This window comes from Pseudorhodoplanes sp. (genome assembly GCF_035565855.1).
Lineage (GTDB): Bacteria > Pseudomonadota > Alphaproteobacteria > Rhizobiales > Xanthobacteraceae > Pseudorhodoplanes.
This window is the reverse complement of the sequence record NZ_DATMRX010000113.1, coordinates 35408-54963: the sequence shown is the minus strand read 5'-3', so window position 1 is coordinate 54963 and position 19556 is coordinate 35408. Positions and strand designations below refer to the sequence as shown.

The 19556-nt window shown below is 63.9% G+C and carries 19 protein-coding genes and 1 tRNA gene; 7 read left to right on the top strand and 13 right to left on the bottom strand.

Annotated features, from left to right (window positions below):
- Positions 1–117: 117 nt before the first annotated feature.
- The 7 genes from VN004_RS06470 to VN004_RS06440 all read right to left on the bottom strand — a co-directional run bounded on the left by VN004_RS06470 (position 118) and on the right by VN004_RS06440 (position 4711).
- Positions 118–192, bottom strand: a tRNA-Glu gene (locus VN004_RS06470).
- Positions 193–284: 92 nt separating this feature from the next.
- Positions 285–1448, bottom strand: a complete 1164-nt coding sequence (locus tag VN004_RS06465; protein WP_325608152.1) for a M48 family metallopeptidase — start codon at positions 1446–1448, stop codon at positions 285–287.
- Positions 1449–1647: 199 nt separating this feature from the next.
- Positions 1648–2820, bottom strand: coding sequence for a YjgN family protein (locus VN004_RS06460; protein WP_325608151.1), 1173 nt, complete (start codon positions 2818–2820; stop codon positions 1648–1650).
- Between the two features lie 271 nt (positions 2821–3091).
- Complete coding sequence (locus VN004_RS06455; RefSeq protein WP_325608149.1) at positions 3092–3265, bottom strand: hypothetical protein; 174 nt, start codon at positions 3263–3265, stop codon at positions 3092–3094.
- Positions 3266–3523: 258 nt separating this feature from the next.
- A complete protein-coding gene (locus tag VN004_RS06450; RefSeq protein ID WP_325608147.1) occupies positions 3524–3724 on the bottom strand; it encodes a hypothetical protein in 201 nt (66 codons plus the stop codon).
- Between the two features lie 188 nt (positions 3725–3912).
- Positions 3913–4122 (bottom strand): cold-shock protein, encoded by a 210-nt coding sequence (locus tag VN004_RS06445; protein ID WP_325608145.1) that lies wholly within the window; start codon positions 4120–4122, stop codon positions 3913–3915.
- Positions 4123–4357: 235 nt separating this feature from the next.
- Positions 4358–4711: a hypothetical protein gene (locus VN004_RS06440; protein WP_325608143.1), complete on the bottom strand. Its 354-nt coding sequence runs from the start codon at positions 4709–4711 to the stop codon at positions 4358–4360.
- A gap of 233 nt (positions 4712–4944) precedes the next feature.
- Between VN004_RS06440 and VN004_RS06435 the strand changes: the two genes are divergently transcribed.
- The 4 genes from VN004_RS06435 (at position 4945) to VN004_RS06420 (ending at position 8098) form a co-directional block, all read left to right on the top strand.
- Positions 4945–5937, top strand: coding sequence for an RluA family pseudouridine synthase (locus VN004_RS06435; RefSeq protein ID WP_325608141.1), 993 nt, complete (start codon positions 4945–4947; stop codon positions 5935–5937).
- A 238-nt stretch (positions 5938–6175) separates the two neighbouring features.
- The gene (rpoH, locus tag VN004_RS06430) at positions 6176–7084 is read left to right on the top strand and encodes an RNA polymerase sigma factor RpoH (protein WP_325608139.1); all 909 of its coding nucleotides are present in this window, start codon (positions 6176–6178) and stop codon (positions 7082–7084) included.
- Positions 7085–7251: 167 nt separating this feature from the next.
- A complete protein-coding gene (locus VN004_RS06425) occupies positions 7252–7542 on the top strand; it encodes a hypothetical protein (protein ID WP_325608138.1) in 291 nt (96 codons plus the stop codon).
- A gap of 70 nt (positions 7543–7612) precedes the next feature.
- Entirely contained in the window at positions 7613–8098 is a 486-nt protein-coding gene (locus tag VN004_RS06420; protein WP_325608137.1) for a pyridoxamine 5'-phosphate oxidase family protein, read from the top strand.
- Positions 8099–8307: 209 nt separating this feature from the next.
- Here the strand turns inward: VN004_RS06420 and VN004_RS06415 are convergent, their stop codons facing one another.
- Positions 8308–9591: a hypothetical protein gene (locus VN004_RS06415; protein WP_325608135.1), complete on the bottom strand. Its 1284-nt coding sequence runs from the start codon at positions 9589–9591 to the stop codon at positions 8308–8310.
- 115 nt (positions 9592–9706) lie between these two features.
- Here VN004_RS06415 and VN004_RS06410 point away from each other — a divergent pair, with 115 nt between their 5' ends.
- Positions 9707–9964 (top strand): DUF6894 family protein, encoded by a 258-nt coding sequence (locus tag VN004_RS06410; RefSeq protein WP_325608133.1) that lies wholly within the window; start codon positions 9707–9709, stop codon positions 9962–9964.
- Between the two features lie 207 nt (positions 9965–10171).
- On the opposite strand, the gene VN004_RS06405 is transcribed toward VN004_RS06410, so the two are convergent.
- Both VN004_RS06405 and VN004_RS06400 read right to left on the bottom strand, forming a co-directional pair.
- On the bottom strand, positions 10172–11755 hold the full coding sequence (locus VN004_RS06405; protein ID WP_325608131.1) for a hypothetical protein: 1584 nt from the start codon (positions 11753–11755) through the stop codon (positions 10172–10174).
- Between the two features lie 50 nt (positions 11756–11805).
- Positions 11806–13092, bottom strand: a complete 1287-nt coding sequence (locus VN004_RS06400) for an adenylosuccinate synthase (protein WP_325608129.1) — start codon at positions 13090–13092, stop codon at positions 11806–11808.
- Positions 13093–13410: 318 nt separating this feature from the next.
- Between VN004_RS06400 and VN004_RS06395 the strand changes: the two genes are divergently transcribed.
- Positions 13411–14340 carry a DMT family transporter gene (locus VN004_RS06395; protein WP_325608127.1) on the top strand — a complete coding sequence of 310 codons (930 nt, stop codon included), beginning with the start codon at positions 13411–13413 and terminating at the stop codon, positions 14338–14340.
- 35 nt (positions 14341–14375) lie between these two features.
- On the opposite strand, the gene serA is transcribed toward VN004_RS06395, so the two are convergent.
- The 3 genes from serA to VN004_RS06380 all read right to left on the bottom strand — a co-directional run bounded on the left by serA (position 14376) and on the right by VN004_RS06380 (position 18274).
- Positions 14376–15965, bottom strand: a complete 1590-nt coding sequence (gene serA / locus VN004_RS06390; protein WP_325608126.1) for a phosphoglycerate dehydrogenase — start codon at positions 15963–15965, stop codon at positions 14376–14378.
- Between the two features lie 185 nt (positions 15966–16150).
- On the bottom strand, positions 16151–17323 hold the full coding sequence (locus tag VN004_RS06385) for a phosphoserine transaminase (protein ID WP_325608124.1): 1173 nt from the start codon (positions 17321–17323) through the stop codon (positions 16151–16153).
- Positions 17324–17563: 240 nt separating this feature from the next.
- On the bottom strand, positions 17564–18274 hold the full coding sequence (locus VN004_RS06380) for an outer membrane protein (protein WP_325608122.1): 711 nt from the start codon (positions 18272–18274) through the stop codon (positions 17564–17566).
- A 202-nt stretch (positions 18275–18476) separates the two neighbouring features.
- On the opposite strand from VN004_RS06380, the gene VN004_RS06375 reads away from it, so the two are divergent.
- Positions 18477–19499 (top strand): acyltransferase family protein, encoded by a 1023-nt coding sequence (locus VN004_RS06375; RefSeq protein WP_325608120.1) that lies wholly within the window; start codon positions 18477–18479, stop codon positions 19497–19499.
- Positions 19500–19556: the final 57 nt, after the last annotated feature.

Genomic DNA, 19556 nt, shown 5'->3' with positions numbered 1-19556 from the left:
CAGGTTTGTATTGGCCGCCGATAGCCACGAGATTAGCGGCATTTAAACAAATCCGCCCCCGCTTATACCGGACTTACACCCAACCAGATGCACTCCAACTAAGTGCTTAATATTTCTTGGCGCTCCCTAGGGGAATCGAACCCCTGTTTCAGCCTTGAGAGGGCCGCGTCCTAACCGCTAGACGAAGGGAGCGTGCGCCCTCAGATAGCCGCGATCCCCGGCGCGCGCAAGCCAATGCGTCAGCCCGGCGCGCGCGGCCGGGGAAGGCGCCGCGCAAGGCGCGATCATTTTATCTGGTCGCGGAAGCGGCCGGAGGTCTTGCCGGCGTCCTTCTTCACGCCGGCGCAGATCGCCCGCAGCGCCTGCCATTCCTGCTCGCTCAGGATCGGTGCGCCGGTTTCGCCGCGATCCGCGGCCTTCATGCGCTCGAGCCGATCGGCGCTGAGCGGATGGCTGTCGATCACGGTGGCGACGCGGCCGCCGCCCGTCACCCGGACCAGAAATTCGCCCATCGGCTGCGGCGAACGGCCGAGCCCGGTCATCGCCTTCACCGTGAAGCCGTCCGCCCTCGTCTCGGCCTCGCGCGAATAGGAGGCGTCCACCATCATCCGCGTTGCAAGCAGCACCGCGCCGCCGCCGGTGACATCGCCGAACAACAGGCCGATCAGGAAGGATGAGCCGCCGGTCTGGATGATCTTGCGCAGGCCGTCGCGATTTTGGGCATGGCCAAGTTCATGCGCCATCACGCCTGCGACCTCGTCGACGTTTTTGGCGCGCTGTAGAAGTCCGTCCAGCAGATAGACCTTTCCGCCCGGCAGCGCATAGGCGTTGACGGTGCGGGATGACAGCACGTGCGCTTCCAGCGCGCCGTCGAAGCCGCCGGCCTGTTTGAGCTTGGCCATCATCTTGTCGAAGGCCGCCTGGCCCTCCGGCTGCGTGCAGTTTTCCCCGCCGAAGATGGCGCGCGCCTGCCGGTCGACCGCTTCGCCGACCCGCTTCTCCACGGCATATGGCACGAGCGGCGCGAGGCGATCCGCGAGCAGCGGAATGCCATAGATCGTGACCAGGATGATTGACAATGCGGCGGCAACCGACCAGCCGACGATACGCCAGGTCTGCGTCCCGCCGCGGCCGGCATCGAGCTGTGGCAACCGCGCGGCGACCTGTTCTGCGGCTTGCGGATCGGCGATCTCAAGCCGCGCCAGCGGCAGCGCGCTCATGCAGGACAGACGCAGCGCCCGCTTGCCGTCGGCGCGCCGCACATCGGCATAAGGCCAGGTGGCGACCACCGCGCCGTCTTCCAGGATTTCGAGCGCGTCGCCAAAGCGCAGCGTCACGCTGCGCTTGCGGTTCGAGGTGCCGTCGAAGAACACGGCGGGCGTGTCTTGCGTCGCAGGCGTATCGGGCGTTTCGGTCATCGATCCATCGCCATCGTTACGATCCGTCATTGCGATACGATCCGTCATTGCGCGCGAAGCGAAGCAATCCATGGACGGCAGGTGAGTGATCGCTTGCGTCCACCCTACCCTCCGCTCATTCCCGCGAAAGCGGGAATCCAGTTTTCCTGATTCTGGGTCCCCGCTTTCGCGGGGACGAACGGAGCTAGTTCTTCCGGCGCGTTCCGATCAGAACCCGTCGATGTTCCGATCAGAACCCGCCGATATCGAGCGAGTCCGCGAAGCCTTCGCCGATCGCACTCGCCGCATCGCCCAGCATGGCAATGTTGTCGGCCGCGGCGATGTTGTGCACCACGCTGGTCTCGGCGATCTTCGCCCACAGGTCACGCACCAGATAGACACGGAAGATCACGTTGAAAGCGAGCGCGGTAACGAGATAACCAAGCCCCATCGCGATCAGCACGAACGGGTTGCCCATCACCGCTGCGGCCTTGGCCGCATCCTCGAGGCCGCCGCCGATCGTCTGATGGCCGATCGCAAACACCGCGCCGAACCAGAGCGACATCACGAGGAAAGCGAGACACAGCCATCCGATGACCTTCCAGTAGAAGCCCATCAGGTCGGCGATATCGAGATCGCTTTCGAACCGCACCGCGCCGAAGCGCATGCCGTTCACCCACCAGCGCCACTCGACGGCCTTGAACATCGCCCAGAGGAACGGGACCGGGAAGATGAAGATCGCGGCCGGCCACATCAGCAGCCACAGCCACCAGGCCTGCTTGAAGAACTGGCCGCCGGTGCCCTCGAACGAGCCCTGCAGCGTGCCATATGAGGTGTATCGCATCTTGAAGCGCTCGAGCGCAGCCGCGCGCCAGGGCAGCGCAAGGCCCAGCGTCGCCCACACCCAGAGCGTCCAAAGCGAGGCGCGCCAGGCATAGGACCATCCCGAGCCGCCCATATTGAAACGCACGCCGCGCCACACCGTGCGCGTCACGCGATAACGCCGCGCCCGATACAGCGCGAATTGCGTGAAGACATAGAGGAAGGCAACCAGCGGGATCGAGGCGAAGGCCTGCACGCGCTCGGCTTCAAGGCCAACGAAGAAATAGGCGACATAGACCGGCATCAGGATCGCCATCGCGACCAGGAAGCCGATGAAAAGCTCTTTGGCTGTGCCGGTATATTCCGCGGCGTCGCCATGCACTTCGGTATGCGACCACAGATGCCGCCGGATGTCGGTCGCAAGCCAGAAGCGATAGAAGCCGAGCGATACGAGTTCGAGCAGCGCGCCGCGAATGACGAGCTTGCGAAATTCGGGCCGGTCGCCGGTAAAGGCGATGGCCTGCGCGACCGGCGCGATGTCCTCGCCCTGCTCGCCACTTCGGCTTTGCGCGATCAGCGGAACGGAAAAAGGTTTGTGCATGACGGCCACGCGCTCCTGATCGGGGCCCGTCTCGGGCCGCGTGCGTTCAGGCGGGCAATCACCCGCAGGGGTCACGCCCCCGTGCATGCGTCGTCACTCGTGAGGAAAGGGTTCAAGCCACGCCCCTTTTCCGGAAATCGCTCGTCGCTCTGGAGCTAAGCCCACATGGTTGACGAATTATGGTGGAACTTTGCTCTTGCGCCGGATCGTCCCCTGGACGAGCGCTCAGACAGAAAAATTGCTGACACAGCGGAGCCCTATATCGAAGCGGTTAAAGCGTCCGCTTGCGGGGCACCGGATATTCGACCTTGCAGCTCTTGCACCGGAAGATGTCGGTGACCTTGGCAACCGCCTTGTGAATGTCCTGTGCAAGCTCGGTCGCGCTTCCGCAAACCGGGCACGGCGGCGTCAACGGATTCAAATCGCCGGCAATAATGTCGGACATGCAAAAGCCTCCTTCTGCTCGCGCGCAGGACCGGTGTCTCCGCTGTTCGGAAAAGCCGTCCGAATGGACGTGCAGAATTAACGCGAGCGGACGAATTCGGTGCCCGATCACATTCGCTAAAAATCGGCGTGAGGCAGGGGAACAACGTCGCGTGACGTTACGGGATGGGGCGCGAACGGCGAGCCTAAGGGTCGCTACGCACGCGATCCGTTCTTCGGGCTATAAAAATGAGGAGCGTGGAAATCGAAAGCGCGCCGGTCAGCGCTTGCTTTTGCCGGTTGCTTTCCTTGCGGCCGGCTTCTTCTGCCCGGTCGCGTTCGCTTGTGCTTGCGCAGCCGCTGCATCGCGTGCGATGCGTGCGGCCTTCAACGCCGCGATCCGATCGACAGCGGCATCCTGCTGAGCGCGGTATTCCCTCATTGCCGCAAGCTTGTCGGCTTCAGTCTGCTTGTCGGCCATGAGCGATCCCTCAATGCGATCAGATCAATCGAGTCTGCCCTTCGCGGGGAAATGTACGAAGGGCAGAGCCTGCAAGCGGCGCAGTCACAAGACTTGTCGCCGCCCGATCGGAGCGGATCCCGCCAGTTCATCCGTGGCTCAAGATCCGCCTTTGGCGCACGCTGTCGCGTGCGCAGCGCAATCCGCGATTAGGCGGCGCGCAGATTGTCCGCCGAGGACTTGCCGGTCTTGCGATCGGCACGGAGTTCGAACGAGACCTTCTGGCCTTCGTTCAGGCCGTGCATGCCGGCGCGTTCAACGGCGCTGATGTGGACGAACACGTCCTTGCTGCCGTCGTCCGGCTGAATGAAGCCGAAGCCCTTCGTTGCGTTAAACCACTTCACGGTTCCCGTCTGCATGGGAGCCAATCCTTATATATGCGTGTATAGAGCCGCGCGCGAACGCGGCTGGTTCGTTCTCGAGATTTTGGGATGAATGTCGTTGTCAGGCGCCGCTCGACCAGCGAGTGATGCGCAAGGCCAAGTCGTTCGGCCGAAAGCTCGAACCACCCATATAGCGGTAAATCCGGCGAATTACAATCGCAGCTCAGCCAAATAACGCCGAGCGCGAAACAAAGTTAGCGTTCCCCAAACCTCATCGCTCCTCGACGAAGCGCAGTCGCCCCACCGGCTGCAATGTGTTGGCGTCGAACGTGCGGATTTCGACGGTGCCGCCGACATCCACGGTCACCACCACGCGGTCGCCGGCCGTACCGGTCGACGTGATCTTTGCTCCCTTCGGCAGCGTCGCCACCACATCCGATTGCGCAGGCGGCGCGGACGCAGCGCCCCGATAAAGCCGCCAGCCGATCATCACGATGACCACCGAAATGCCGAGCACGGTCGCGATCGCGGACAACGTCGATATGCGGCGAACCTTGTCCACCACGGCCTGCGCGGCAGGATCGAGCGGCTTGCCGTCGGGATCTTTCAGGGGTTCGGTGGACATGGGTGATGGTCGCAAACGTGTTTCCGCGATCTCCGGTCACCTCCCCTTGCGGGGGAGGTCGGCCGCCAAGCAAAGCGATGGCGGGCGGGAGGGGGGTAAGACACTATTGCGGCGCTTGCAACTTGCTCCCGTGCGACATACCCCCCTCCCCGACCCTCCCCGGCAAGGGGGAGGGAGCGCGCCGCGCAAGCGGCAAAAGCGCAGTCCTCGCATCAGACATCCACAGCGACGCAATGATCGCCTCCACCCAGACCCTCACCGTGGCCCCGGAAGACGCCGGCACCCGCCTCGACCGCGTGCTGACCGCGCGGCTTGGCGAATTGTCGCGCACGCGCCTGAAGGCCCTGATTCTGGATGGCGCGGTGACCGCCAACGGCCGCCCGGTGGACGACCCCGGTTACAAGGTGAAGGCCGGGGACGTGCTGACGGTCGCGGTGCCGCCTCCCGAGCCCGCCGAGCCCGAGGGCGAACACATCCCGCTCTCCATTCTCCACGAGGACGACCAGGTCATCGTCATCGACAAGCCGGCCGGCCTCGTCGTCCATCCCGCGGCGGGGCATCAGACCGGCACCCTCGTCAATGCGCTGATCGCGCATTGCGGGGATTCGCTGTCCGGCATCGGCGGGGTCATGCGGCCGGGCATCGTCCATCGGCTCGACAAGGACACCTCGGGCGTGATGGTGGTCGCCAAGACCGACAAGGCGCACCAGTCGCTGTCAGCGCAATTCGCCGACCATGGCCGCACCGGCGACCTCGAACGCGGCTACCTCGCCTTCGTGTGGGGGGTGCCGGACCGTCCCCGCGGGACCATCGACGCGCCGATCGATCGGCATCCGCATGCCCGCGACAAAATGGCCGTGCGCAAGGGTGGCCGCGAGGCCATCACCCATTGGGAGGTCCGGGAGCGGTATGCCGGGGCCGATGGCAAGCCGGTCGCCAGCCTGATCGAATGCCGGCTGGAGACCGGGCGGACCCACCAGATCAGGGTGCATCTCGCCCATATCGGCCACCCGATCTTGGGCGACGCCACCTACGGCACCGGATTTCGGACCAAAGCCAAATTGCTGCCCCAGGGCGCGCAGGAGGCCTTGGCGGTCCTTGGCAGACAGGCCCTGCATGCTTATCTGCTGGTTTTCCAGCACCCCGTTTTGGGCAATATCCAGCAATTCCGGTCGGAACTGCCGCGCGCGCTTGCCCGTTTGCGTAGTAGTTTGTCGGACGGCTGATCCCGGAGGAGTTGCATCCGGCAGTCCAGAAACATGATCTAACTCAATGACTTGGGCTGCGGCTTCTGGTCACCCTGCGTTCACGCGCAGGTGACGGGAATGTAACTTTCTTTCGCGATCCCGGTCCCCTATGCTGCGAATGCGGTATGTTGCACCGCAGCATGTTCCGCCGGCCCGTTGACGGTGGCGGGGCATTTGCCCGCCGATCTCGGGGGCATGAAGAATGGAGGGCATATACATGGCCCGTTCTGCGGCTATGCCAATGATAACCGCCGAAGGCGGTTTGTCCCGGTATCTTGAAGAAATCCGGCGGTTTCCAATGCTGGAACCGCAGGAGGAATACATGTTGGCCAAGTCCTGGCGCGAGCACGGCGACCGCGATGCGGCGCACAAGCTCGTCACCAGCCATTTGCGGCTCGTCGCGAAGATCGCGATGGGATACCGCGGCTATGGCCTGCCGATTTCCGAAATCGTGTCGGAAGGCAATGTCGGCCTGATGCAGGCGGTGAAGCGGTTCGAGCCCGATAAGGGCTTCCGCCTCGCCACCTACGCGATGTGGTGGATCAAGGCCGCCATCCAGGAATACATCCTGCGTTCGTGGTCGCTCGTGAAGATGGGCACCACCGCGAACCAGAAGAAGCTGTTCTTCAATCTGCGCAAGGCGAAGAGCAAGATCTCCGCGCTCGGCGAAGGCGATCTGAAGCCCGAGCAGGTTGCGCAGATTGCGAAGCGCCTCGGCGTCACCGAGAAGGACGTTGTCGACATGAACCGCCGCCTCGGCGGCGACTCATCGCTCAACGCTCCGATCCGCGACGACGGCGATTCCGGGGAGTGGCAGGACTGGCTGGCGGATGACTCGGCCGGTCAGGAGCAGGTCCTCGCCGAATCCGAGGAGATGGATAACCGCCGCTCCGCGCTCGATCACGCGCTCACCGTGCTGAACGATCGCGAGCGCCGCATCTTCGAAGCGCGTCGTCTCGCCGACGATCCGGTGACGCTGGAAGAACTCGCTGCCGAGTTCGGCGTATCGCGCGAGCGCGTGCGCCAGATCGAGGTGCGCGCGTTCGAGAAGGTGCAGAAGGCGGTGAAGAATCGCGTCGCGGCGATGGAAACGCCGAAGCAGCCGGAGGCCCTGCCCGCGCACTAAGCCGGCAGCTCGGAAATCATTGGACGTGGGCGCCGCAATGCGGCGCCCATTTTTTTGGTCCCCGAAGCCCGTGCGTCGCGTCCCGGTTCCAGCCGGCGTCGCAAAATCCGTCTGGAACCGGGATCAGGTCACCAGGGTTTCCTCCGCAATACGCTGGAGGACTCGACATGACCTATGACCCCTATCGCGACCCGTCCGGACAGAAACCCTATCGCCATCCGAGGGATCTCGATCGCAGCAGCGGCTCCGGCGCCGCCATCCTTCTCGGTGCGCTGCTGCTCGCCGCCATCGGCGGCTTCATCTACTTCTATTCGACCCCGACGGATCAGAGCGTTGTGACGAACGATATCCGTCCGCCGATCACGCAGCCGTCGACCACGGGCTCTGGCGGAGCCCCCGAGACCACCGGAGCGTCCGGCAACATGCCCGCTCCTGCTCCGCAGAAGCCGGCTGAGTAACTGAATTCGAACGCGGCAGGGAGCCGGGTGCATAGCCCGGCTCCTTTTTCCGCCCCAAGGAGCGAACTCGATGGCAACGCCGAAAGAGCTTGAAGCGAAATTCTGGAAGGCACTGAAGTCCGACATGACGGTGATGCTCGGCGTCGACGGTGTCGAAGACCGCCACGCCCGGCCGATGACCGCGCAGATCGAAGGCGACCACGGCCCGATCTGGTTCTTCACCGCACGCGACAGCGAGCTCGTAAAAAATCTCCGCAATGGCGCGCATGCGGACGCGACTTTCGCATCCAAAGGCCACGACCTGTTCGCGACCATTCACGGGCACATCGCGCTCGACATGGATCGCGCGGCGATCGAACGATTGTGGAATCCGTTCGTCGCGGCCTGGTTCAAGGGCGGCAAGGACGATCCCAATCTCGCTCTGCTGCGCTTCGAAGCCGAACGCGCCGAAATCTGGCTCGACGAATACAGCCTGATCGCCGGCGTGAAGATGCTGCTCGGCGCCGATCCGAAGAAGGATTACCGCGACAAGGTCGCCGAGGTCAGTTTGCGCTAGAGCGCATTTGGGTTGAGGTGGAATTAGAGAGCATTTGGGTTGAGGTGGAATTGCAACCGCCCATTTCCTGTCATGCCCCGCGGAAGCGGGGCATCCAGGAAACTCTCGAAGCGGTTGTGGTTACTGGATCGCCCGCTTTCGCGGGCGATGACAGCTGGAGAGCGACTGTCTGTGAAAACTGAATGGCTTGGCGCTGTTATTACACAGCGTCAGTCTTTTCTCTCGCCGCAAGTCTGCGCCATCGCCTTCCAGCGCTGCGGCAATCCGGCATTGGAAATCCGCGTCACCTGCGTCGTCGCATCGGCGCCGCCTGCATGCGGGGTGATGCGCAAGGCCATCGCCGGTTGCGCGACCAGCGCCGCAACATCCGGCGTCGGCACCGACAATCGGCGGCGCAGATAGGGCACCGTGGGATCGGCGGGATTTTTATGCGTCGACAGATCCTTCGCCGCGAACACGAACTTCCGCTCACCGGCCGTCAAAGTGACTTCAGTGCCCGCGCCATTGTCGCCGCCGATGGCCGGTCGCACGAAGACAATGGAGGACGACCCGTCGTCCCTGCATTGCAGTTCGAGCCATCCCATCCGCTTGCCGCCGTCGGCATCGCTCGCTTCCAGCAACACCTTCAGCATCACCTGAGCGGTACCGGGCTTGGCCATCCACGGCGTCTCGGCGACCTCGCTGCGGTCGATTCCGAATTGAACAAGCTCTTCCCGCGTGAGGTAGCGCACCTCGCTGTGCGGCACCTTGTTCATCGTCGCGACGAAACCGGGACCGATGCCCATCTCCCGCGCATAGGCCGCCAGTTGCGTGGCGCCCTGCTCGGCGAATTTTCGGCATTGCGATGCAAGGCGGTCGTTGCCCTTCGGGCCGACCACGCGCCCGCTGCGCAGAAAGCAATAATAGGCGGGCGCATGGATGCCGATCGCGCTGCCCGGCGGAATCCATCTTTCCGCCGCCCCGATCAGCGCAATGCCGCAGGCCGAATTGCAATTGGCGTCGAAGCTCGTCCACTCCGCGAGCAGCGGCTTGCCGGACTTCTTGGCGGTGTCGCAACCGATCCGGTCATCGGGCCTGCTGGTGCAGATATGCGGGCGCGTCAGCGCGATGCCGGCGCGCATGCGGCGCTCGCGCATGATCCGGCCGATCGCTATCGCTTCCTCCTGCAGGCCGCCATTCGAATTGAAGAAGATCGGCATGTTCTTGGCTTTGGTCCGCGCCAGGAAGGCCCGGAAGCGGGCCGCCGACCCCTCGTCGAACTGGCCATCGGCGGCGATCCATTCGCGACAGCCGGCTCCGCAGGAGTCTTCGGAACCGCGCGCCAGGAAGAAGGTCAGCGGCTGTCTGGCGAGCTTGGATTGCAGCTCCGATTTGCGGCTCGGCGGCGCCGATTGAGATTTCTGCGCGGCGGCTGAAAGGCTGGTGGCGCACACCAGCAGGACCGCGAGAACAATCCGTTGGACGGCCGTCTGTCCCGCCATGAGCTGCGCCATGAGCTGGTTCCTGCCTTACACAAGCCTGACAGCGGTGGCATAAAGGATAAATTGAAGAGAGATTTTGGCAGGCTCCGCCGCGATCCTGTCACAGCTTCGTGCGAGAGCCTGCGTCATGCCGAGATATTATTTCAACACCCGCATCGACGGGGAACTGATCCGGGATCCAGACGGCGCCGAGCTGCGCGATCCGGATCATGCCTGGACCATGGCCCGCGCCATGATCCGCGACATCCTGCATGACGAGGACGCCGAGCCCCGCCTGATGCGGGCCGCCATCGAGGTCACCGACGAGGATGGCGAGATCGTGCTGGAATTTCCCTTCACCGAGGCGCTGATCGAGCCGGGCCAAGGGTCGATCAGGGTCCATTGAGGTTTTCCAGTGCTTCACCTCCCCCTGAAAGGGGGAGGGACCAAGCAGCGCCGCCCTTCCCCGTCATTGCGAGCGAAGCGACGCAATCCGTATCGCGCTTCCTTTGACTGCGCGGCTCCAACACACGATCAATGGATTGCTTCGTCCTGCCGGCTCCACCGTGCAGTCCTTGCAATGACGGTCCGCCGCGCGGCGTGCAGGCGGCCGTTACTGTTTCCAGGCCGCGAAGGCTTCCTGGAAGGCGCGCTCGCCCGGCGTTCCCTTTTCGATGGCGAGGATCGCGCGGCGATTGTTGTTATAGACAATCGGAATATCGAACCAGCCGCGCTCCTTCAGGAGCTGGATATTGCGGGCCTGGTCGGATTCCACGGCCGACAACCCGATCAGGAAGAAATTATTGGTCACCTTCACCGCGAGCCCGGCGAGCGGCGTGCCCCGCGTCTGCTCGGCCTGCTTCATCAACACACCCGGCACGTTGGAAATGCCGCCTGGCGCGAAATCGGCAGGCAGGTTGAACATCACTTCCATCGTGTGACTGGCGGGGAGCGTCTGGTCGGTGTTGCGCCGGATCGAGAATGACATGTTGAGATGCCGTTCCGGGATTTCGACATCGGCGCGGATCGCAAGTTCAGGCGGACGGCCCGGGCCCGGCGACACCGTCTCGGTGCGCCAGATCGCCGATCCGACATACCGCTTGCCTTGCGGGTCGCTCGGCTCCTCCTCGTAGAGCACGACGCGCTGCGCCACGGCCGGGCCGGACTGCGCGTCCTGCGATCCAAGGCGATCGGTGATTTTCGGCCGGCCGGTGGTGGGCTGACCGGATTTGCTGTCCTTCGTCGCCTGCTGCGTCGAACTGCCGCGGAAGGAGGTCAGCATGTCGGTCACAAGCCCGCGCTGCGACCAGGCGACCCAGCCGATGGCAAGAACCAGAACGATCGCGACGGCGGCCTTGACCAGCCCGCCGATGCCGCGACGGCCGCCCTCTTCGGCCTCCTCGTCGTCCTCACCCTCCTCCTGCATGTCGCGGGGCGGACGGCTGCGCGATGGCGGCAATTCGCGGAAGGGATCGGCCGCCGGACCCTCGGCGCGATTGAAGTCCTCCTGCGCAAGGCGAGGCTCCATCAGGCGGTCGAGTTCGTGACCGGCCGCAATCTCGGCAAAGGGATCGCGCGAGGGCCGTGCCGCGCCGGGCGATGGCGGCCCCCCCGGCGTCGCCGGCGGGGTTGCGAAGGGAGGCTTCGGCTTGCCGGCAGGCGGGGTCGGCCCGCGCGGAGGTGCGGGCGGGAATTTCGGTGGCGGACCGGACGGCTTTGCCCCAGCCGGCGGGGCACCTAAGGGAGTCTTTTGCGGCCCAGCCGCCGGTGGCGCCTTGGGTGGAGGCGCGCCGGCCGGCCCCTGCGGACGCGGCGGAGCTGGCCGATTCCCCTGTGCTGCGGGCACGGGGCCTCCATTCGGCGAGCGCGGCGATTGTGGCGGCTGCTGCGGCGTCGGCCCGGCAGCATTGGGGAAACGCGGCGCCGAGGGGGTTGGCGAGGGGCTTGGCGAGGAGCTTGGCGCAGCCGGAGCATCGGCGCGGGTGCGACGCGCGGCTTCGGCTTCGACCTTGCGGATTGCCTCTTCGAGCGCGAGCCGTTCGCGGGTGATCTCCGCTTCCTGCAAGGGCGGATCGACACCGCGCAGCTGCGCAACCAGGGCCGTCCGTGCCCGCTCATAAAGCGCACGGCGAGCTTCGCCGGTGTTCTTGTCGAGACCGGCAATGGCGCGCTGGATCAGAGGGTAATAATCAGCCATGCGTCCCTGATCGGCCCCGGATCACAAAGCAGCCCCGATGTATCATCGTGTCATGCCTCGAACGGATTCTGCACCAGAATAGTATCCTCGCGCTCGGGCGAGGTGGACAAGAGAGCGATCGGGCACCCGATCAATTCCTCGATCCATCTTACATACTTGATGGCCTGTGCGGGCAAATCCGCCCATGAGCGGGCGCCGGCGGTGGCATCCTGCCACCCTTCGATGGTTTCGTAGACCGGCTCGACACGCGCCTGGGCATGCTCGCTTGCCGGCAGATGATCGATCATCCGGCCATCCAGACGATATCCGACACAGACATTGATGGTCTCGAAGCCGTCCAGAATATCGAGCTTGGTCAAGGCGATGCCGTTGATCCCGCTCGTCCTGACGGTTTGCCGGACCAGCACCGCGTCGAACCAGCCGCAGCGCCGCGGCCGGCCGGTCACGGTCCCGAATTCCCGCCCGCGCTCGCCGATCAGGCGGCCGATTTCGTTGTCCTGCTCGGTCGGGAACGGCCCCTCCCCGACGCGGGTCGTGTAGGCCTTGCAGATGCCGAGCACATAACCGATCGCACCCGGACCAAGGCCGGCCCCGGTCGCGGCTTGCGCCGCAACGGTATTTGACGAGGTCACGAACGGGTAGGTCCCGTGATCGATGTCGAGCAGCGCACCCTGAGCGCCCTCGAACAGGATGCGGCGGCCTTCGCGGCGCTTTGCGTCCAGCAGCGACCACACCGAATCCAGATAAGGCAGGACGCGCGGCGCCACCGCAGCGAGCTCGTCATACACACTGTCGGGTGTGATCTCGGGAAGACCGTTGCCGCGGCGCAAGGCGTTGTGATGCGCAAGCAGGCGCTCGATCTTGCCGCGCAACGCCGGCAGATCGGCGAGATCCATCATCCGGATCGCGCGGCGGCCGACCTTGTCCTCATAGGCAGGTCCGATGCCGCGCTTGGTCGTGCCGATGCGCGCGCTGCCCGATTCACGGATGGCCTCGAGCTCGCGATGCAGCGACAGGATCAGGGTCGCGTTTTCGGCGATGCGCAGATTGTCCGGCGTCACCGCGACGCCCTGCTCCTTCAGCCGGTCGATCTCGGTGGCGAGCGCATGCGGGTCGACGACCACGCCGTTGCCGATCACCGACAGCTTGTTGGAACGCACCACACCAGATGGCAGCAGAGAAAGCTTGTAGGTCTTGCCGTCGATGACCAGCGTGTGTCCGGCGTTATGTCCGCCCTGAAAGCGGACCACAATATCGGCCTGTTCGGACAGCCAATCGACGATCTTGCCTTTGCCTTCGTCGCCCCATTGCGCTCCGACGACAACTACATTCGCCATCCGTCCAGTTTCCTCCCGCGGGCCGCGGGCCCATGCTTCAACGTGTGCCCGGCCTTGGCGAGGCCCGTCCCGGATACGGCAAGCGCGGCTCTGAGGCAAGACGAAGAGCCCGCGCAAACGTCGGAATCGGGCCGATAAGGGGTTGAAAAAGATGAAATTTTGGGAAGGTTGGCACTGCGCTGGCTGGACCTCTGGCCGCGGGCGAGGTTAACGCGCGGCGCGCATGCGCTGGACCACCTTCCGGTTCCGGCCGGGCTTGTGTAGGGGAAGACTGGCCGCCGTCCGGCGGACCTCATCCATCAAACCGTGGGGCGTTCGATGGCGCGTGTGCTTGGCCGGTTCGGCGGCTGGCTGAATCAGCAGGCCTATCTGCTTGTCTGCCTCACCTATTTGATGTGGTCGCTCAATATCGTACTCGGGCGGCATATCGCCGGCGTCATCCCGCCGGTGACACTGGGCTTCATCCGCTGGGCGATCGGCGCCGTGATCCTGCTTCCCTTCGCCTGGCCTTATCTGAAGCGCGACTGGCCGGCGATCCGATCGCATATCCCGATCCTGTCCCTGCTCGGCGTCACCGGCACCACCGGATACGCGATCCCCTCCTATTGGGGGCTGCAATACACGCTCGCGATCAACGGCCTCCTGATCCAGTGCACCATGCCGATGGTGATCGGGCTGATGTCGTATCTCCTGGTCGGCGACCGGTTGAACCGCTGGCAGGTCGTCGGCATCGTGGTGTCGTTCATCGGCGTCGTCGTGATCCTGACGCGCGGCGACCCGGATGTGCTGCACTCGATATCGTTCAACCGCGGCGACCTGTGGTTCCTCCTGGCGATGCTGATCTTTGCGCTCTACTCGCCGCTGTTGCGCAAGCGCCCGGCGATACATCCGATTTCGTTTCTCGCGATCACAGCAATTCTCGGGACGCTCTGGGTTTTGCCGCTGGTCGCGTGGGAGGTCTCGCATCTCGGCATACCGAGCTTCGATGCGCATCGCATCGCCGTGGTGATGTACATGGCGATCTTCCCGTCGCTGATCGCCTATATCTGCTACAATCGCGGTGTGCAGCTGCTCGGGCCCAACCCCGTCGCCGCGCTCTATCCGCTCATCATCGTGTTCGGCTCGATCCAGGCGATGCTGTTTCTCGGCGAAGTGCCGCAATGGTTCCACTTCGTCGGAACCGTGTTCATCGTCGGCGGCGTCCTGCTTGCGACGCGCATGGCGGCGGGCGCAAAGCCCGCTGCCTGAACCGATTGACGTGCAACGATCGCTGACAGGTTAACTCAGAACCGCAGCGGCTTCGCCGACTGAACCTGCGGCAACGCCCGCACCTGTTCCAGCACCTTGGCCGGCAATTCGCCATCGATCTCGATCAGCGCGACCGCCTGTCCGCCCGGCGCCTCGCGGCCGACATGGAAGGTCGCTATATTGATGCCGGCTTCGCCGAGCGTCGAGGAAAACCGGCCGATGAAGCCGGGCTTGTCGAGGTTGGTGATGTAGATCATCGAGGGACCGAACTCGGCGTCCATCCGGATGCCCTTGATGTTGACGATGCGCGGCCGGCCGTCGGCGAACACCGTGCCGGACACCGAGCGGGTCTGGCGCTGCGTCGTCACCGTCACGGTGATCAGGCTCTCATAGTCGCACTCACCCTCGCGGGTGATCTCCTCGATCACCATGCCGCGCTCCTTCGCCACCACCGGCGCGGAGACGACGTTGATGTCCTGCAGCATCGGGCGCAGCAGCCCGGCGAGCGCCGCCGAGGTCAACGCCTTGACCTTCATCTGCGCGACGGCGCCCTCGTAGGTAATCGTCACCTTCTCGATGCCGGTTTCCGTCAATTGTCCCGCGAACGAGCCGAGCTTTTCGGCAAGCTCGATGAACGGACGCAGACGCGGCGCTTCTTCCGCCGTGATCGAGGGGAAGTTGACCGCATTCGAGATCGCGCCGCGCAAAAGGTACTCGGACATCTGGTCGGCGACCTGCAGCGCGACATTTTCCTGCGCTTCCGTGGTGGAGGCGCCAAGATGCGGCGTGCAGATCACGTTCGGATGCCCGAACAGCGGATTCTCGTTGGCGGGTTCGGTCGAGAACACGTCGAAGGCCGCACCCGCAACATGCCCGGAATCAAGCGCGGCGCGCAGCGCCACCTCATCGACGAGGCCACCGCGTGCGCAATTGATGATGCGAACGCCCTTCTTCGTCGTGGCGATCGCCTTGGCGTCGATGATGTTCCGCGTCTTCTCGGTCAGCGGCGTGTGCAGCGTGATGAAGTCGGCGCGCTTGAAAAGGTCCTCGAGCTCGACCTTCTCAACGCCGAGATCCATCGCGCGCTCTGGCGACAGGAACGGATCATAAGCGATGACGCGCATGCGCAAGCCGAGCGCGCGGTCGATGACGATCGAACCGATATTGCCGGCGCCGATCACACCGAGCGTCTTGCCGGTGATCTCGACGCCCATGAAGCGGTTCTTCTCCCACTTCCCGGCCTGGGTCGACACGTCGGCCTGCGGGATCTGCCGCGCGAGCGCGAGCATCAGCGTGATGGCGTGTTCGGCAGTCGTGATCGAATTGCCGAATGGCGTATTCATCACGATGATGCCCTTCGCGGTCGCGGCTGGAATGTCGACATTGTCGACGCCGATGCCGGCGCGGCCGATCACCTTCAGCTTCTTGGCGTTCTGCAGGATTTTCGGCGTCACCTTGGTCGCCGAGCGAATCGCAAGACCATCGTAATTGCCGATGATCTCGGCGAGCTTGTCCTTGTCCTTGCCGAGATTGGGCTGGAAATCGACATCGATGCCGCGATCCTTGAAGATCTGCACGGCGGCGGGAGACAGGGCATCGGAGATGAGGACTTTGGGTGCGGTCATGGCTTTTTCTCAAGAGTAATGGCTGCGCGTGTCCCTCTCCCCTTGGGGGGAGAGGGTGGCGAAACCGAGCGAAGCGAGTTTGAGCCGGGTGAGGGGTAAAGCTGCGAGCGTGGATATGACCCCTCACCCGCCTCACGGCTGCACCGCTCGGCACCTCTCCCCCAAGGGGAGAGGGAAGAAAGAGATCACGCCGCCTTCGGCAGCTTGTCCTTTGCCTTGGCGTAGGCCCAGTCGAGCCACGGCAGCAGCTTCTGCACGTCGGCGGTCTCGACGGTCGCGCCGCACCAGATCCGCAGACCCGGCAGCGCATCGCGGTGGTTGGCGAAGTCGAACGCGACGCCTTCCTTTTCCACCAGCGCGACGATGTCCTTCACGAAGGCCCATTGCGCGTCGGTCGACAGCGCCGTGACCGCCGGATCGACGATCTTCAGACACACCGAAGTGTTGGAGCGCGTCGCAGGATCGACCGCGAGATTGTCGATCCACGGCGTCTTCGCGACCCAGTCGTGGATCGCTTTCGCATTGGCGTCCGCGCGTGCGATCAGGCCATTCAGCCCGCCGACCGATTTCGCCCAGCTGAGCGTGTCGAGATAATCCTCGACGCACAGCATCGACGGCGTGTTGATGGTCTCGCCGACGAAGATGCCTTCGTTCAGCTTGCCGCCCTTGGTCATGCGGAAGATCTTCGGCAAGGGCCAGGCCGGCTTGTAGGTCTCGAGTCTCTCCACCGCACGCGGCGACAGAATGAGAATGCCGTGCGCGGCCTCACCGCCCAGCGCCTTCTGCCAGGAGAAGGTCACGACATCGAGCTTTGCGAAATCGAGCGGCTGCGCGAACGCGGCCGAAGTTGCATCGCAGATCGCGAGGCCCTTGCGATCGGCCTTGATCCAGTCGGCATTCGGAACGCGCACGCCGGAGGTGGTGCCGTTCCAGGTGAAGACGATGTCGGTGTCGCTGTCGACCTTGGACAGATCGGGGAGTTCGCCATACGGCGCCTTCAGCGTCACGACGTCCTTCAGCTTGAGCTGCTTTTCGACGTCGGTGACCCAGCCTTCACCGAAGGATTCCCAGGCGAGCATTGTGACGGGGCGCGCGCCAAGCAGCGACCACAGCGCCATTTCGACCGCGCCGGTGTCCGACGCAGGCACGATACCGATCTTGTAATCGGCCGGGACTTCAAGAATTTCGCGGGTCAGTTCGATCGCACGCTTCAGCTTCGTCTTGCCCTCTTTCGAGCGGTGCGAGCGGCCGATCAGTGCGTCTTTGAGGGCTTGGAGGCTCCAGCCGGGGCGCTTGGCGCAGGGACCGGAGGAAAAATGCGGGTTTGCCGGCCGCAAGCCGGGTGTCGTCGTCGTCATGGTCTATCCTTCCAGATAGCACGCCCGCTCGTTGGGGAGGGGTGGCCCGCCGCGGCATGTATAGGAATGTCCGGGAATTCGCAAGCCGATTGCGCCTTCGCATTTAGGCGAATTCGGGCTGCGCGCGCGTGATGCCGTAAAGTTGACGGGAGAAACAACAAAGCCCCGGATCGACCGGGGCTTTGTCAGTATCGCGCTACGTCAGGCGAATCGAAATGTCTGCGGCTCGGAGCGATCCGATCAATCGAGATTGTAGCGCAGCCCGATGCGGAATTCGTTGGCCGTCATGTCCTTCAGCGTCAGCGCGTTGGCGAGATGCGCGTTGAACGTCGTCTCGCCGAGTTCGAGCCGGCGATAGTTCAAATCCACGCTCCAGCGTGGCGCGAAGCACCAGGCAACGCCGGCCATGAACGCCCATGCGAAGTCTGCCTTGCTCTGCCCGTCCGGATTGTTCGGTCCGGGCGGCATGTAATCGTAGATCCAGTAATTCGCGACGCCCGCGCCGACGCCGACATAAGGCGTCACGCCCGACCACGTTCCGAGATCGAGATACACATTGGCGAGGGCCACGAGCGTGCTGACCTTTGCATCATAGGCGCCGTTCGGCGTGGCCGTGGTTGCAAAGCGCGCGCGGCCGGAGAAATCGACCGTGACATCCGCGCGAAACCAGTTCCACTTGTAGCCGCCACCGCCACCACCCGTGACGATGTTGTCGATCGACAGGCCGCTCGGCACCGGAAATGCCGAATAGGCATCGCCGATGCTGGTGTCGGCGCGCCAGCCGATGTCGCCGCGCAGATACCAGCCGGAAGTGTATTCGGTCACGACGCCGGCCGGCTGATATTGCGGATAAACACCGGTTTGAATGTCTGCGGCATGGGCAGCGGGCGTCCCGCAGCACACCGCGGCCATTCCCGCGCAGATCAGGGCAATCGGTAGCGCTTGACGCATCGGCACTTTCCTTCGCTTGCCCTGTTCGGGCGTCAACGTTTCGGAAACCATAGGTGCCGTTGGTTAAGGCTTTGCTAACCATAAATGCTGCCGTGATCGCTCGAACGCGATGAAAATTGACGCGGTTTGAGTGAACTCACTTCTAACGTGTTCGTCAGCCAATAGGTTGGCGGCTGGCGGGCTCGCCCGCCCCGGAGAAGTGATGACACACAGTCCACGGATTGACTGGGTCGACTACGCGAAGGGCATCTCGATCATCCTCGTGGTCATGATGCACGCGACGCTTTCGACGGAAGCCGCGCTTGGCGCGAGCGGCTGGCTGCATCCTGTCGTCGAATTTGCAAAGCCGTTCCGGATTCCGGCCTTCTTCCTGATCGCGGGGCTGTTTGCCGCGCGCGGCATGACCAAGCCCTGGCGGACCTTCATCGACAGCAAGGTTCTGCACTTCGCCTATTTCTACGTCCTGTGGCTGACCATCCAGTTCCTGTTCCGCGGGCCGGTCTATGCGGTGGAGGACGGCGCCCTGGAAACGTTGGGGCAATATCTGCTCGCTTTCATCGATCCGTTCGGGACGTTGTGGTTCATCTATCTTCTGCCGGTCTTCTTCGTGGTCACGCGGCTGACGCGCGGTCTGCCGCCTGCTCTGGTGCTGATCGCGGCGGCCTTGCTGGAAGCGGCGCCGATCGCAACCGGCTGGACCCTGATCGATGAATTCGCGGGACGCTTCGTCTATTTCTATGCGGGCTATCTGTTCGGCCGGTGGATCGTCACTCATGCCGAGTGGTTCCGCACCAATCCCGCCACGACAACAGCGATGCTTGCGGGATGGGGGATCATCACCGCCGCATGCGTGAGTGCCGGCGTCGCGACCTGGCCTGGCGTGTCGCTCGCACTCGGATTTCTCGGCGCCGCCGCCGTGATCGCAATTTCAGTGCTGATGGCGCGCGCGGGCATGCTCGGCGGCATCCGCTATTGCGGGCAGAATTCGATCGTCATCTATCTGGCCTTCTTCCTGCCGATGATTGCGACCCGCATGGCCCTGACGAAGACCGAATTGATCGTCGATCCCGGCCTTGTCGCGGCGCTGGTCACGCTCGTCGCGGTCGTCACGCCGCTCATTCTGCATCGCATCGTGCGCGGCACCGCCTTCGCGTTCCTGTTCGAACGTCCCGCGCGGTTCCGTCTTCACACCAACAAGAAGCCGACGCTGCAACCGGCGGAGTGACGACACTCCCGAAACACGCTCGCGCAACAACTGACCTGTCGCGACATCCAATTCTCC